The sequence below is a fragment of the Emticicia sp. SJ17W-69 genome (assembly GCF_051209875.1).
Taxonomy (GTDB): domain Bacteria; phylum Bacteroidota; class Bacteroidia; order Cytophagales; family Spirosomataceae; genus Emticicia.
In genome coordinates this window covers 3354784-3371707 of sequence record NZ_JBNTQY010000001.1, presented here as the reverse complement: position 1 = coordinate 3371707, position 16924 = coordinate 3354784, and the positions used below count along the sequence as shown (strand labels likewise).

The 16924-nt window shown below is 34.3% G+C and carries 11 protein-coding genes; 3 read left to right on the top strand and 8 right to left on the bottom strand.

The genetic code is table 11. The features are described from left to right. Positions 1-43: 43 nt before the first annotated feature. The 8 genes from kynU to ACQUQZ_RS13685 all read right to left on the bottom strand — a co-directional run bounded on the left by kynU (position 44) and on the right by ACQUQZ_RS13685 (position 9035). A complete protein-coding gene (gene kynU / locus ACQUQZ_RS13720; RefSeq protein ID WP_435355566.1) occupies positions 44-1318 on the bottom strand; it encodes a kynureninase in 1275 nt (424 codons plus the stop codon). Further along, positions 1318-1995 (bottom strand): SGNH/GDSL hydrolase family protein, encoded by a 678-nt coding sequence (locus ACQUQZ_RS13715; protein WP_435355565.1) that lies wholly within the window; start codon positions 1993-1995, stop codon positions 1318-1320. The genes kynU and ACQUQZ_RS13715 overlap by 1 nt, the downstream gene beginning before the upstream one ends. A gap of 47 nt (positions 1996-2042) precedes the next feature. Beyond that, the gene (locus tag ACQUQZ_RS13710) at positions 2043-3365 is read right to left on the bottom strand and encodes an APC family permease (RefSeq protein ID WP_435355564.1); all 1323 of its coding nucleotides are present in this window, start codon (positions 3363-3365) and stop codon (positions 2043-2045) included. 127 nt (positions 3366-3492) lie between these two features. Continuing rightward, positions 3493-4782: a WD40 repeat domain-containing protein gene (locus ACQUQZ_RS13705; protein ID WP_435355563.1), complete on the bottom strand. Its 1290-nt coding sequence runs from the start codon at positions 4780-4782 to the stop codon at positions 3493-3495. Positions 4783-4874: 92 nt separating this feature from the next. Continuing rightward, positions 4875-5192 (bottom strand): Dabb family protein, encoded by a 318-nt coding sequence (locus ACQUQZ_RS13700; RefSeq protein ID WP_435355562.1) that lies wholly within the window; start codon positions 5190-5192, stop codon positions 4875-4877. Between the two features lie 131 nt (positions 5193-5323). Continuing rightward, complete coding sequence (locus ACQUQZ_RS13695) at positions 5324-6514, bottom strand: alpha/beta hydrolase family protein (protein WP_435355561.1); 1191 nt, start codon at positions 6512-6514, stop codon at positions 5324-5326. A gap of 59 nt (positions 6515-6573) precedes the next feature. After that, entirely contained in the window at positions 6574-7602 is a 1029-nt protein-coding gene (locus ACQUQZ_RS13690; RefSeq protein WP_435355560.1) for a sialidase family protein, read from the bottom strand. Beyond that, complete coding sequence (locus ACQUQZ_RS13685) at positions 7599-9035, bottom strand: alpha-L-fucosidase (protein ID WP_435355559.1); 1437 nt, start codon at positions 9033-9035, stop codon at positions 7599-7601. Before ACQUQZ_RS13685 ends, ACQUQZ_RS13690 begins: the two co-directional genes overlap by 4 nt. Before the next feature lie 306 nt (positions 9036-9341). On the opposite strand from ACQUQZ_RS13685, the gene ACQUQZ_RS13680 reads away from it, so the two are divergent. The 3 genes from ACQUQZ_RS13680 (at position 9342) to ACQUQZ_RS13670 (ending at position 16898) form a co-directional block, all read left to right on the top strand. Further along, a complete protein-coding gene (locus ACQUQZ_RS13680; protein ID WP_435355558.1) occupies positions 9342-11939 on the top strand; it encodes a hypothetical protein in 2598 nt (865 codons plus the stop codon). Positions 11940-12194: 255 nt separating this feature from the next. Beyond that, positions 12195-15281 (top strand): SusC/RagA family TonB-linked outer membrane protein, encoded by a 3087-nt coding sequence (locus ACQUQZ_RS13675; protein ID WP_435355557.1) that lies wholly within the window; start codon positions 12195-12197, stop codon positions 15279-15281. A gap of 12 nt (positions 15282-15293) precedes the next feature. Then, positions 15294-16898, top strand: a complete 1605-nt coding sequence (locus tag ACQUQZ_RS13670; protein WP_435355556.1) for a SusD/RagB family nutrient-binding outer membrane lipoprotein — start codon at positions 15294-15296, stop codon at positions 16896-16898. Positions 16899-16924: the final 26 nt, after the last annotated feature.

The following is a 16924-nucleotide window of genomic DNA, read 5'->3' as shown; positions in this document are numbered from 1 at the left end:
GTCTTTTTACCTCAGAATTCAGAACTCATGACTCAGAACTCAATCAAGTTACTTTGAGTTTTTCTTGGCTAAAATGTTCGTATTGTTTTTCTTCAACAATTTGCTTGATTCTCACCACTGTTTCATATAATTCCTGAAAAGTATTGTAGAGAGGGGCAATGCCTAAACGAATATTGTTAGGTGGTCTGAAATCGGGGATGATAGGTTTTGAACTATCAAAAGGCTCAATCATTGCTCGATTGATTCTATAACCTTCTGTGTGTTGAATTGAAATATGTGAGCCTCTTTGGTTGATATTCAATGGTGATGCAATTGAAAATCCAATTGGAACCAAATATTGTTGTACCATTTCCAATAAGAAACTACTCTGTAAAACACTTTTTTGACGTAAGTTTGATATTCCTGCCTTAATCAATAAATCCAAACCAGGCTCTGTCGCAGCCAATGAGAGTACAGACGGTGTTCCAGTTGAAAAACGTTGAATTGTACTTTTAGCTTGATATTCTAAACTAAATTCGAAAGGTCTTTGATGGCTAAACCACGCCCAGATTGGATTGATGAGTTTTTCTTGCAAATCTTTTCTTATATATAAAAAAGCAGGTGAACCTGGCCCACCGTTCAGGTATTTGTAAGTACAACCTACTGCCATATCTGCATTTGAATCGTTCAAATGAATGGGAACAGCACCTGCGGCATGACTTAAATCCCAAATCACAAAAGCATTTTGCTGATGAGCCATTTCGTTGATTTTTTTCATGTCATACATAAATGCACTTTTAAAAACAACATGACTTAGGGTAAGAAAAGCTGTGTTTTTGTCTAATTCATTGGCAATTTGTTCTTCTGTGATACAAATATCATCTTTGCTTTCAATAATTTTTAAAGAATGAGAGGGGAATTGTTGCTCAATTAGACCTTGCAAAACATATAAATCGGTAGGAAAATTGAGAGAATCGCTAATGATTTTTTTTCGAGTATTGTCAAAATTGAGTGCTGCGTAAGCCAATTTGTAAAAATTGATAGAAGTACTTTCTCCAACAAAAATCTCATCTTCTCTTGCACCAACTATTTTAGCTATTTTGGCCGCAATTTTATTGGGAAGTTCCATCCAGTGTTCGTTCCAACTTCTGATCAAACGTTTACCCCATTGATTTTGTATCAAATCTGTTGTTAATTCGATTGTCTTTTTGGGAAGTCTTCCTAAAGAATTTCCATCTAAATAAATCTCATCATGTGATTCAAATTGGTATTTAAAGGAAGCAAGAGAATCATTTTTGTCAAATTCAAGTGCTTTTTGGTAATAGCTTTCTAAGTTCATCAATAAAGTTTTTTCAATAGTGCTGGTGTAATTTTTTCAACCCAAAGTTGATACATTTTTCCTGAAGGGTGCAAGCCATCATCTGCAATAAGACTTTTATCATTTACAGCTTGTCTGGAAATAGGTGTTATATCAACAAATAAAACACCTCTTTTCTCAGTTTCTTCTTTTTTTATGGCATTAAATAGATCGATTTGATCTGCTATTTCTTTTTTATTTCTATCGGAGGCAAAAGGTGTTACTCCCCAATCTGGAATCGAAACTACGATAACATGAGCAGGATTATTTTTTGCAAATTTGATTGAAATGTCGAGTAAATCTGCAAATTCAGCTCTGAATTCCTCTGCATTTCTTCCTCTATATTGATTATTTACACCGATTAAAAGAGAGACTAAGTCGTAGGTTTGAGTAATGTTTTCAGAAACTATTTTTGCTTTCAATTCATCTGTTGTCCAGCCCGTTCGTGCAATGATTTTTGGAGCTGAAATATCGATTCCTGCATTATTTAAATTCTTGGTCAATAGAACAGGCCAACGCTCATTTTCAGCAACACTTTCACCGATTGTATAACTATCGCCTAATGCTAAATATGTTAATTTATTGTTCATTTCTGGTTTTCTATAAGTTAAATTGCATGAAAAGGTAAGTATAAATAAGCTAATGATGAGATATTTCATGAGTTAAAAGATTTTTATGAGATAGCCATACTAACGAATTTTGATCACTAAAAGATTGAGGAATCTACATTTTTATTCTTACCGAAAGTGTTTATCAAGAAGTAAATGATAGATAAAACTATTAGAAAAATACCAAGAGCAATAAATTCATTTTGAGCCAAATGCGATAAAAACCAAAGAATTGCCAAGGCGGCAAAAATAGGAATAATGATACCTCCAGGGAGCTTAAAAGAATCAGTTTGTGGATTATTGTTCTTCAATCTTAATCGAATGGTTGCTAAAACAACGCCCATATAAATACTTAATAATGAGGCACTTGCGATAATTGCTAATTCCTTAAATCCCCCAGAAATAGCAAAAATAAAATCAAATAAGGCATAAAAAATAATAGCCCAATAAGGAGTAGCAAATTTAGGATGAATTTTGCCCATGAATGATGGCATCCATCCTTTGTTTGCTCCAGCAAAAATCACTCTAGGATAAGATAAAATTGAACCACTTAGAGCGGCAAACATTGAGAAGGCTGCACCAGCAATAATGAGCGTGGAACCAAATTTTCCTAAAACTTTGTTGGCAACCACGGCAAGAGGAGCTTCTTTTTGTAAGGCTAAATCTGTACTAAGCACTCCTTGAGAAATCGTTTGAATCAGAATGTAAATAAGCACTACGGCTGCCATTCCTGATAATACTCCCAATGGCACCACTTTTTTTGGATTCTTTACTTCGCCACTTACATTCAATGATGCTTCACCACCTGCGAAAGCAAAAAATAATAGAAGAGAAGCTTCTCCTAATTTTTCCAAAGAAGGAAAGGATTCCCAACGTAAATTCTCAGTAGAAGTGCCTATAAATCCAGCAATAATCAGAATAAACAGAGGAATTAATTTAATAAAAGTATTGATTTTGACTACATTATCACCATGTTTTACACCCAACACGTTAATGAAGGCAAAACTTCCAAAAATAGTGAAAAAGAAAATATCCCTAAAAAGTGGATTAAATAAAGCTAGAAAATGGATTGCTAACATATCAGCCATTGCATTGGCAACGGCTGCATCAGCCAGAATTCCAACAAACCAAAACATCGAATTGGCAAGAAAGCCGGCAAAAGGGCCAAAAGCTGCATGAATATAAGCATAAGCTCCACCAGTAGTTGTAATTTGACTACCAACTTCTGAAAAACACAGCATAATAATCATCATCAACAAACCACAAATGATATAAGCAAGAATACTTGCACTGCCTAAAATATTTGCTACCAAAGCAGGCAAAACGAAGATTCCTGCACCGATTGTTCGGTTGAGGGTGTTTGCGGCCAAACCTAATACGCCAATTTCTCTTTTTAAACCTACTTTGTTTGTTGAATTCATTGGTTTTGGGGTGTAATATAGATCTGTAACTTATGAAGTGTATATTTGGTTTTAAAATTAAGTTTTTTCACCCAAACAAAAAAGCCTCCAAACGATGAAATTTGAAGGCTTTTCTTGATATTTATTGCTATTTTATCAACCTAAAAGCATGACAGCCATGAGGAAGAAAGAGCTTAAAATCCTGTTTTTGTAAGCTTGGTTTTGCACCTTTGTTTACTTTCCAAAAATCAATTCCACCAATATGTTTGCCATAATTGAAATAATCAAAAACTGTTACGGCAATGTTATCCCCGTTTTTATCGAAAAGTATATTTTGTGGTAAAATCCCTTCAAAATCAAATTCACCTGCATTAGTAAGGGTTCCATCAGCATTGAGTGTTAATAAGGATAGAGAAGCATTTTTAGAAAATTCAGCGTTTTCCCAGGGATAATGTGTTTTTTTGATATTAGCTACCACAATCATGCTTCCATCGGGGCTAATGGCAAAACCTTCGGGATTTTCGCCAACTTTAGCTCGTGTGATTAAGAAATGATCGCCTGTTCCTTCAAAATTAAATTTTATGACAAACATATCCCCTTTACCATCATATCCTTGCTCTGCTTTTGCATCATCTCCCCACTTTAAGTCTGGCACAATATAATATTTACCATCAGGAGAAAACTGCCCTGCACCAGGAAATTTCCCAACTTTTAGTGGATGGCCTGCTAAATCCATGCGAACAATTTTGCCAGTTGGCCCATCTCTTGTTACTTTAATTAAGCCAACTTCTTTTGAATCTTCTAAAGTAAAGGCTATGAAATTATTATTTGGGTGCCAACTTACATCTGTAATACGGCCAGTAGGAAAATCTTTTGGTTTGTTAATAATTCTGATAGGTTTTCCTGTAGAATCTAATTCTAATACTTGTAATTCTTTTTCTTCTTCCTCACTACAAATAATTAAATACTCTCCATCAGGACTAATATCAACGGCGATAGGGTTTTTGCCAGTTGGGAATTTATATAAAACTTTAGGTTGAGATAAATCACTTATATCTACTACTGAAATAAAGCCCCCCAATGGAAAATCGGTATGTAGGTTTTTAAATTCAGTAACATTATCGGCCTGTGTACCTCTAGTTTCAACTACATACGCAATATGGTTGTTTTTTGAAAGAACCATTCCTTTTGTCCAATTCAACACTGAATTGGATACACTGATGGTTTTGATTTCTTCAGAATATTTTTCAATTGGAAATTTGATTACTGAAAGAGCATCTTTAGAGCCTTTTTCCTTCAATAACTTACCATCAATGTAGGCAGAAGCTGCCATATCTGCATCTGAAATGGCTATTACAGCTTTTGCATCAAAAGATAGTTTTTGAGAAAAGGCGGTAAAGTTTCCTATAAAAAGTATTGAGAATAGTAGTTTTTTCATTGGTAAATTGGGGACAAAACAAACCAGTGTTTGCAGATTTGATCTGCAAATTTCTGAAAATTTAGCTGGTTTTGAAAGTTTTTTGCTAAAAATTAGCTTTCAGCATCATAAACTTGCACTCTTTCCCATAAGTGAGAACAATTTGCAATAAATACAAGATGGTCAGGATGAGTTTGATAAGTATCTTGGTCTGCTGCATTATCAAACACAAAAGTTAATGAAAAACTATAAGAAGAATCAATCACAGGTCTGTTAGTATTAGCAGGCTTACCCACATAAGCAGTTTTGATTAAATCAATTTGTGCCAATTCTTTCAAACCTGCATGAAGAGCGGCTTGATGTTCTGCATTATCTTTTTCCTTTAACCAAAAAAATACAGTATGAACTACGCCAGTTTTTAAATTTGCCATGATTATTGATTAATTATTAAAATTATTAATGGTGAATGATTAATTGTTAACGGTACTTTTATTTTCGTAAATGTATGAATCAGTTGCTTTTATCATTTACAATTAAACATTAACAATTTATCTTTAATAAATTATTTTGTATTGCTAAAAAATTCAAGTGTTCCTAATAAAAAAGATTGGATAGATGAACCATGGTCACCGCCCTGAATCGGGAATAGTGCCACATTGGTGGCACCACGTTTTTGCATGGCATCAAAAGCTGTTTGTGAATTGAAAAATGGAACATAAGTATCAGAAGTTCCATGATACAAACGGGTAGGGGTTTTGGGCTTCCAATCAAAAATATCATTATCTTTTACTGCATTAAGCAATGCAGTATCGGTTCCTTCAGTAACTCCTTTTTTGACTGCATCACTCAAAATAGTTGTTAAACTACCTGAAATTCTTACATTTTGTTGATCTTTCTGAATTTGAGAGGCATAAGGTTCAGCAAAATATGCCGACATCGGACGATTGAGTTTATAAACTCTATCATAAGTCAAAAGTACCCAAATATATGAAGCATTGTGTTGCGAATCTCCACTTGATTTGGTTGTTGCTAAAGTTTTGAAACTCAAAGTTTTATTATAAGCTCCAGCACCGCAACTTGAAGCTTTCAAACTAAATTCTGATGGAGCTTCTTCTTCAATTTTCTTTTGTAATGACATCGTAGCATAGCCACCTTCTGAGTAGCCAGCAATATATAAACTTTGGTTCCAATTCGCTTTTTCTTTCGTAATAAACTCTTTGGTAGCACGCAACATATCTAAGCCAGCAGTTGCCAAACCCTCACGTTGCTCATAAGTGTGGGGTAAATTATTTGATGCTCCATAACCAATATAATCGGGAGCAGCCACAATATACCCTAAAGTAGCAATGAATGAAGCAATTGCACCTTCGCCGTCGGCTGATAAATAGGATGGTGCTTGTTTATCGTCAAAAATAGTACCATGCTGGTAACTTAATACCGGTAAAGCATTGGTGAATGCCGTTCCAACTGGAATAATAACTGCTCCAGAAGCTTGAATTTCAGTACCATCGGTATTCTTTGTTTTATAAACAATTTTATATTGTTTTACGCCTCCCTGAACAAATAATGAAACTTGAGAACCTAAAGATGGCCCAAGTGAAGCAATGAGTTGCTCTTTGGTGTATTCTTTCACCAAAGTTGAACTAACTAAAACAACTGGTTGTGGATCGGGGGTTGCTACTTTTCCGCATGACCACGTTAATAAAGTCAGCGTAAAAGAAATGATAACGTACTTAAAATATTTAGTTTTCATGTTGTTTTTGATTGTATGGCAAAAGTACAAAGAAAAAACGTTTTCTTGAATGCTTACTTTTATTTTTCGGTCGGAACTTGTAAAACAACATATTTTACTAATTTTCTATCATAAGTATAAGTAATATGAATGAGTCCATCTTGCGTTTGTATAACTGCAGGGTAACTGTATTCGCTTTTATCTTTGTTTTCTAATTCGTAAATATCTGTCCAATTAATTCCGTCTTTTGAGATAGCAACTTTCAAGATGTTTCTACCATTTGACCATTTATTTCCTGATGGAAGCGGATTATAAATTAATACATGAGAACCATTCATTAGTGTTACGGCATCAATTCCCGAATTTGGATTTTGTAAATTGATTGGAGAGAGTTTGCCCCAAGATTTTCCATTATCTGATGACCAAGATTGAATAATATTATTCTGACGACTTCTTAAAAGCATCTGAATTTTGCCATCGGGGTATGTTAAAAGACTTGGTTGGATTACCCCATATTCGCCATTTTCAATGTCGATTTTTTTCCAATTTTGAGCATTTGCATCGGATATTTCTACATGAGCTTTCCAAATTTTACTATCTAAACTTTCTGTACTCGAAGGATGAAGTATTTCGCCTGATGCTAACTGAATTGGTTTATTTTTAATTGGCCCCAAGATATTGTCAGGCAATCGTATAGGTTCAGACCAAGTTTTACCGTCATTGGTCGAGGTTTTCATCATTCCCCACCATTCTCTTGGATTTACTCCTACTTTATAGAATAAGAAAAGTTTTCCTTCTTTCGATTTAAAAAGTACAGGATTCCAACAAGCATACTGGGTACCATTTACAATTCCATCAGCAATTTTTGTTGCTTTGCTCCAATTCCCATTGCTAAAAGTAGAAGCCCAAATACAAACTTTATAATGATTTTCATGTTCGCCAGCAAACCAAGCTGCCATCAAACTTGACTTTGTAAGCTCAACAATCGTTGAGGCATGACATGATTTTTCTTCTGGATTTGGATTAATATATTCTTCTCTAATAAGTTTTGCTTGCGAAAAAGCTGCAATATTGATAAATAAAGTTAGGATGGTCAGTTTAATTTTCATTGTTGTAGTTCAAATTTTAAAGCTAAGGCTGGGTATGATTTATATTTTTCGACTAATGTTGACGGTAAATATACAAAAGTTTTATTAGCTTTTTTCTCCCACTTCAGATTTAGATTTTCACTTAATAAAAACACATTACTTCCTGCTTTTGGTGAATTGCCTGTCCATGATATTACAGCAGATGGACTTTGATTTTCAGGAATTCTCACCAAAGCATAATGAAACTTTGATTTGCCTTTTGTAAAAAATACTTCCTTATCATTAAAAGCATCAATGGCACGAGTGTTATAGATTGCTTCACCATTCACATTGAGCCACTCTCCAATTTCTTTTAATCGTAGAATTTGTTCAGGAAGTAGTGTGCCTTCGGCAGTTGGTCCAACACCTAAAAGCATACTGCCACCTTTTGAAACAACCTCAATGAGTGAGTGAATGACTTTAGTAGAAGACTTAAATTGGTCGTTTGGTACATATCCCCAAGCCCCGCCAAGTGTGATACAACTTTCCCAAGGTGTATCTGATTTTATTTTTGGAATACTTTGTTCGGGTGTACGATAATTTTCGAAAGGGCCGTGAACAGTTCGATCAACCATTAAAATACCAGGTTGATTGGTACGTGCCATTTTTGCAATTTTTGGCATATCAATTTCTTGATTCCATTCTGGAATTCTTGCTCCCCAAGATCTCACTTCGTCATTAACAGTTTCGAGTGGACGAACCCAACCTCCGTCCAGCCAAAGAATATCAATACCGCCATAATTAGTAGTAAGTTCGTTGATTTGATTATAGGTAAAATCTTTAAATTGATTCCAACGCCACGGAAACTTTCGAATATCATAATTTACGTTACGGTCGGCAGTAGCATATCTATCCCACCAAAAATATTGAGAATGCCAGTCGGGTTTCGAATAATATGCTCCAATCATGAAGTTTTCCTTTCTAAAAGCATCAAATACATACTTTGCTACATCAGCTTTTGGGTTTGAAGCAAAAGGACCATTACTGATTTTAAAATCAGAAAATTTAGTATCAAACATATTAAAACCATCATGGTGTTTGGTCGTAAAAACCACGTATTTCATTCCTGCATCTTTGGCAGCTTTTGCCCATGATTCGGGGTTGAATTTTGTAGGATTGAATTGACTGTTTAGCCCCCAATACCATTTTTTGTACTCATCATACTTGCTTGTGCTGTCACGATTTATCCAATCCTCATTACACAAACTCCATGATTCAATAATGCCAGGAACTGCATACAAGCCCCAATGAATAATCATTCCAAATTTAAGATCACGCCATGATTCTAATTTTTGTTTGACTTGAGGGTCACTTGGATATTCATATTTACTCGAAGTAGAATGAACGCCACCCTGTGAAAATACCGAAAGGCTTGAAAGGAGAAAGAAGAGTTGAATTTTGATGATTTTTTTCATGCTAAGTTGGAATTCTAACTATTATATTTGATTTTAATTGGATTATTCTTAATTATTTTAATATTATTCTTATATATATTAAATATTTTAATTAAAAGAATTGCTTAATTTGTATCTCAATTGGAATAAAAATAGATTTGTATTGAAATATTAATTTTTTAAAAGTATAATTTTATACAAATAAAAGATTAATAAGATATTAATAAGACCTATATTTCTATACTGACGGAGAAGGAACTCCGTCGTAGCAGAAATTAAAATTTAGCAACAACCTATTATTTTTTACTTTACCAACTTTAAAACCTGATGCTGAAACAAAATCTACAGTTAAAATACTTGTATATTATATTTTTGTTCGTTCAGTTTTTATCAATTAATGCTTTTGGGCAAGAATATGGCTTAGAGTTTTTGGGACATGAGGTCGTTTCGGATAAACGTACTTCGCTGGTTTTGGGCGATGATAAAATCATTTGCCCTAAAAATGACTTTGAGTTAAGTTTCGAGTTAAAATTTAAGCCAAAAGTCACCTCGTATTTTGGATATGTTTTCAGAATCATTACCCAAGATAATAAAAATATAGATTTTTTATTTCAGTCAAATGCTGATGGTCAACAAAAAAGTTTTAGGATAATTTCGGGCGATAAAGACATTAAATTGAATCAACAATTAGATTCTGTTTCATTATATTCAAAATGGAATCAATTCAATATTAAAATTCAGGACAAAAAACTTCAAATCTTTTGCAATAATAAACTCTATGGTGAGGGTACAATACCGTTTGGGTTTAATGAATGTTTCAAAATTTATTTTGGCGAATGTAATCATCCTAAGTTTTTAACGAGTGATGTCTTACCGATGTTTTTGAGAAATGTTTTTTTTAAGTCTGGGGGTGAAACAACGCATCATTGGCCTTTAAATGAGATTTTTGGTAATTATTCTAAAGATTTACTTGCACACCAAGAAGCAATTACTAAAAATGCACTTTGGCTTCTTCGCAAGCATTATGAATGGAAGCAGCTCGCCAAGATAAAAGTCAAAGGAAACTCAAATTTTTCTTTTGATGCAAATGCAAGGAAAATAATTATTAATACAGACATTAAAACCTATTTTTTAAGTACTCGAAATGATTCGCTTTCTTCCAAAGAATTTGCACTAAAACATAAGAAATTTACATTTGGTGATTTGAGCGTTTATTTGCAACATAAAGCTCAATTAATCAATATTCGCCTCAATGAAAAGCAGATTTTTAAATACAATGCAAGCAATAATTCTTGGAATATTTCTGCCAATGAAAAATACAATCTGACAGAATATTGGCATCACAATAAATATATTTATCCAAATGATACTGCTATTGTATTGATTGGCGGATATGGTCAATACAAATATAAAAATACCTTTCAAAAATTTTCTTTTCAAACCAATAAATGGTCTAACGTAAAGCTAAATGGTGATGTTATCGAGCCTCGTTACATGTTTGGTATGGGTCATGAAAATGAAACAAAATCTTATATTTTTGGAGGTTTTGGCTCAAAAACAGGTGATCAGGTGCTTAACCCTCAAAATTATTATGATTTATTTGAAATAGACTGGAAAACTAATGCTATTAAAAAAATATATGAATTAAAATCACCAGAAACACCCTTTGTGGCAGCCTCTTCCTTGATTTTAAATGAAAAAAAAGATACTTTTTATGGTTTAATTTATAATCAACTAAAGTTTAATTCGAGTTTACAACTTATCGAGGGCTCATTATCTAAGCCCGAAATTAGAACAATTTCAAAAGAAATTCCTTATAAGTTTATAGATGTTGCAAGCAATGCTGATTTGTACATTGATAAAGCGAATTCAAAATTATTTTGTGTCACAAGTTTTCATGATCGTTTACCTGCTGATTCAACTGAAATCATTATATATTCGCTTGATTTTCCACCTTCCAACCTTCCAATTGATGCTGAAAAAGAAGGTAGTTTATGGAAAAAAGCGGTTATGAGTGGACTTTATGCTTTGCCATTTTTATTGATTGCATTTTTAGCGTTTCATTTTGTCCGCAAAAGGAGAGTTGGAAAAATACAAAATCCTGAGATTGATATTTCGGTACAGAAGTCAGTTGAACAATCGCATGAAATATCAGTTGTTGAGCAGGAAATTACAGCAACTTTGGGTGAATCGAAAGTAATCAAAGGGAAGGTTTTACTATTTGGAGGTTTTCAATTTTTGAATGATAAGGGTGTTGATATGACCAATCATTTTACACCTTTATTGAAAGAGATGTTTTTGTATTTACTGCTAAATTCGATTAAATGGAATAAAGGAATTGATTCAAGTCAATTAAATGAGATGTTTTGGTTTGATAAAACAACCAATAGTGCCAGAAATAATCGCTCTGTTAATATCACTAAATTAAAAACGATTTTTGAGCAATTGCCAGCAATACAGCTTACAAAAGATACAGGCAATTGGAAAATTGTTTTTGATTCTACTCAAGTATATATTGATTATGCCGAATTTCAGACACTCACTAACGCTAAGAAATCTTTGAACGTAGAACAAATATATGGGTTGACCGAAATCGTTAATCGTGGAGGTTTTTTATCAAATCTTGAATATGATTGGCTGGATGATTTCAAAGGTGAGATTTCTAATAAAGTAATTGATGCCTATTTAGCCTATTGTGAACGACTCAGTATTGCCACTCACGCCGAAGAAATTGTTGAGATTGCAGACAACATATTTAAATTTGATTCTGTCGATGAAACAGCTATGTCGCTCAAATGTAGAGCATTGGTGCATTTAGGCAAACACTCCCTTGCCAAGACTTCCTATGAAAAATTCGCTAAAGATTATCAGCGTTTGTACTCAGAAGAATATGCCATTTCTTACAAAGAAATATTGGAATCCTAATTAAAACTCTTCCTTACTCTTCTGCTTGAAATAATATTTTAAATATTTATTAAAAAAATTTAAAAATATAAAATTTAATCCTTTTTGCTATGTTTTATGGCAATATGGTACTATTTTATCCTCAAATTGGTTAATATAGTATTAACTAATTATAATCTTATTAATCAAAAATTAATAAAAAATTATTCGTATGTTAATACTTTTAATGCAGTTAAGTTAAACTAAACTCATAAATTATTAACCGAATTAAAAAGTATGAAGAAAACACTACGACAGTTTTTTTACGCCTTCATGCTTTCTCTACTTTCTGTTGCGGGTTTTGCCCAAAACATGAAAATTAAAGGGAAAGTGAGCGACGAGGGAGGTTCCCCACTTTATGGTGTCAATGTGGCCGTAAAGGGTTCTACTAAAGGAACAATTTCTGATGACAAAGGTGAATACTCAATTGAGGCCGCCAAAGGAAGTGTTCTTACTTTTAGTTATATTGGATATGCTCCAATCAATATAACAGTGGGAAGTTCAAGTGTAATTAATGTAAGTTTAACTCCAGAAGCAGGGGCTTTGAATGAAGTTGTTGTAACAGCTTTGGGTATTTCTAAAGAAGCTCGTAAAGTTGGTTATGCAGTGACTACTGTTGGTGGTGACCAAATGACCAAAGCACGTGAAACCAACGTAGCGTATTCGATGGCTGGCCGTGTGGCTGGTTTGAATATCTCAGGTACGAATGGTGGTTCAGGTTCTTCGGCAAGAATTCTATTAAGAGGTATGGCGAGTTTTACAGCAAGCTCACCTCTAATTGTAATGAATGGTGTGCCGATTGACAATACCCAAAGAGGTAGTGCTGGTGAGTGGGGTGGTGCAGATAACGGTGACGGTATCTCTAACCTTAACCCAGATGATATTGAAAGTATGTCAGTTTTGAAAGGTGCTTCGGCATCGGCCTTGTATGGTGCAAGAGCAGCCAACGGTGTAATCTTAATTACAACCAAATCTGGTAAAAAAGGTAAGATGTCAGTTGATTATAATTTGAATGCAGTAAGCGAATCAGCAATCAACTTTACAGATTACCAATATGTTTATGGACAAGGTTTGAATGGTAAAAGACCAACCAATGCCGTTGGAGCTTTAAATAGTGGTATGTTGAGTTGGGGTGAAAAATTAGACGGAGCTTCGACTATCCAATTTGATGGTAAAAGTTATCCTTACACTGCGGTTAAAGATAATATCAAAAACTTTTATCGCAATGGTTCTTCATTGACAAACTCTTTAGCAATTGCCAGTGGAAATGAAACTGGTAGCTTCCGTTTATCTTTGGCTAATTTAGGCAATAACTCAATTCTTCGTAATAGTGGTCTAGATCGTAAGACGTTCAACTTTACAGGTTCACAAAAATTTGGACAAAAATTGAAAGTTGATTTGATGGTCAATTATGTTGATGAGAAAAACAACAATAAACCACAGCTAAGTGATGGTCCAATGAATGCCAATAATATTAACTTCCTGGCAACTAATGTTGACCAATCAGTTTTAAAACCTGGTTATGATGCAAGCACAGAAAATGGTAATGAGATTCAATATAATGATGATATTTATGTAACAAACCCTTGGTTTGTAGTAAATCGTTATCAAAATGACGTAAAACGTAAACGTATGATTTCGGCAATTACTGCCAAATATGATATTACAAAAAATATCTATTCACAAGTACGTTTAGGTTATGATCAATTAAATGATGGAATTTTCAAAATTACTCCGACTGGTACTGCGTATTCAAATGGTCAGAAAGGTGGTTTTGATGAATTATCAAAATCAACAACTTCTGAACTTAATGCAGATGCGATTGTTGGCGGAAGCTTCAATTTGGTTAAAGATTTTACTATGGATGCCTTGGTTGGTGCAGCTGTTCGTAAAAACAAATACGACAGAATGGCAATCGGCGGTGGCCCATTCGTAATACCATTCTTCTACAGTCCACTCAACGTTCTTTCGTTCAATCGTTCTTATGATTATAACGAAAAACAAACCAACTCGGCTTATTATTCATTAGACTTCAATTACAAAAATCAATTGATTCTATCAACAACAGGTCGTTATGATGCGTTCTCTACTTTGCCAGTTAACAATTATGGTATTTTTACTCCTTCAGTTTCATTAAGTTATGATTTTACTGAATTAGTGAATTCTTCAAAATTGAGTTATGGTAAATTCAGAGCATCGTATGCAGTAGTAAGTGGTGAGCCAGCAAGTCCATATAGTACCTCACAGTATTATAGCGTTGGTTCGGCTATTCAAGGAACAACAACAGGTTCATTCAGCAGCACATTGCCTAACTTATTCCTGAAACCATATACACTTTCAGAATTTGAGTTAGGTACTGAATTGAAATTCTACAAAAACCGTTTAGGTTTAGATTTAGCTTATTTCAATCGTAAAACCAAAAATGAAATCATCAATGGTTCGTTGTCGGAAGCGACAGGATTTAGTAACCAACAAATTGGTACAGGTTCTACTCAAAACTCAGGTTTAGAAGCTTTGATAATGGGTGTGCCAATCGAAACTGGCGGTTTGAAATGGACAACTTCATTGAACTTCACTTGGATTAAAAACAAAATCGTAGAAATTGATGGTTCTGGTTCAGAAAACCAACAATTAGGTTTAGGAACGTACCGTCCATTAAATGCTAATACTGCATTGATCAAAGGTTTACCTGGCCCTCAAATCATGGCTTATGATTATGTGTATGATGCACAAGGTAAAATTGTTATTGATGCAACTGGTATTCCAGTACAAGCAGCTGCACGTACACCAATGGGTTCTGTTTTACCTAAAGTTTATGGTGGTTTTAATAACGAATTTAGCTACAAAAACTTCAATCTTTCATTCTTGATTGATTATCGTTTTGGTAATAAAGTTCTTTCTGCTACTAATTATTATACAATTTTTAGAGGTTTGAACCAAATGACACTTGCTGGTCGTGAAACAGGGGTAGTTGCTGTTGGTGTTACACAAGATGGTGGTGTAAACTCTGTTAACGTACCTGCTCAAACTTACTACCAAAACTTAGCAAGAAGAATTTCGGCTTTAAATGTAATGGATGGAAGTTTCATCAAACTTAGACAAGTTACTTTAGGCTATTCAATCAACCCTAAAATCTTGGGTAAAACTCCAATCAAAGCTATCGAACTTTCATTTGTAGGTAGAAATTTACTTACTCTTTTGAAACATACTGATAACATTGATCCTGAAGCTGGTTTCTCACCGATTTTGAGCTATGCAGGTATCGAAGGTAATAGCTTGCCTTCAACCAGAACGTACGGTTTGAACCTAAATGTTAAATTCTAAACTTGGCTTAATATGAAAAAAATAGGATATATATTAACACTAATAACGGTATTTGCAACTTCTTGTACTGACAAGTTTGCAGAAATCAATACCGACCCGAATAAGACAAGTGCGGCTGTTTTTAATCCAAACTATCTTTTGTCACAATCACAATTTGAATATGGCAATACGGGTTATTCGCAATTGTTGTTCCAAAGTATGTGGACACAAGTATTGGCTTCTACATTTTCATACTATGGAAATGGAGATAAATATGTAGCATCAGGTAGCTTTATCGCTTATCAAGGCCGTGTACACGAAGAAACTTATCGTGCTGCATCCTTGTCTTACGAAATGCAAAATTTAGTAAAAGATAAACCTGAATTATCTAACTTATACAATGTTGGAACAATCATGAAAGTGCTTTGTTTAGCACGTATCACTGATTGTTATGGTGATGTTCCATATTCTGAAGCGTTGAAAGCAAAAGAAGGAATTACTTTGCCAAAGTATGATTCGCAATCAAAAATTTATCCTGCAATGTTAACGGAGTTAGATGGTGCAATAACTGCACTTAGTACTTCAAAAGCAGGACCTTCTGCCGATTTGATGTATGCAGGTAATGTTGCTAAATGGAAAAAGTTTGGTTATTCGTTAATGTTAAGATTAGCAATGCGTTTATCGAAAGTTGATCCTGCTACTGCTAAAACATGGGCAGAAAAAGCGTATGCTGGTGGTGTTTTTACTAGTATTGACGACAATGCAAAAGTGTTGACAGATAATGCTACTAATGGTAACAATACAAGTGGAGCCTTGAGAGTTCCTGACGATTATCGTGAAGTACGTTGGAGCAAAACTTTCATTGATTATTTGAAAGCTACTTCTGATCCACGTGTTAGTGCGATTGCTGAGGTTGCTCAAACAGGTTATGCAGCCAATACAAACCAAGGATTAGCTGGTGATAACGCTGAAGCAGCTCAAATCGGTCTGCCAAATGGGTATGATTTGAATGGTGGTGCAACTGACATTGCTAAGCATCCTCAATATCCTGGTGCTTCTGGTACTGGTGCTGATGTAGCTCGTGTAGGTAAATATTCTCGTCCACGTACCTCAATATTTGTTGACAGAAGCGGTGTAAACTTTGTACTAACTTATGCTGAAACTGAATTGCTTTTGGCAGAAGCTAAAGTAAAAGGTTGGAACGTTGGAGCAACTACTGCTGCTGAACACTACAAAAATGGTGTTAAAGCTGCTGCTGCCTCATTGGCACAGTTTAATTCATCTGCAAGTGCTGATGCGGCTGTTACTAAAGCTGTTGCAGCAATGGATGATTATTTAACTAAAAACCCATTGAATGTTAGTACAACAGAGGCTTCATTGAAACAAATCAATGAGCAAATCTGGGTGGCAACGGGTATTACTTTCAATTTTATTGAAAACTGGTCTAACTGGCGTCGTTCGGGCTATCCTGCTTTGACTCCAGTAGTATATCCAAATGGATTTTCTAATGGTACAATTCCAAGAAGAATTCCATATAAATCAACCGAACCATCGTACAACCCTGAAAATTACAAGACTGCTGTGGCTGCTATATCTGGTGGTGATACTTTCACTGCAAAAGTATGGTGGGATAAATAGTAGTTTTGTTTCATAGTAAGTTAAAT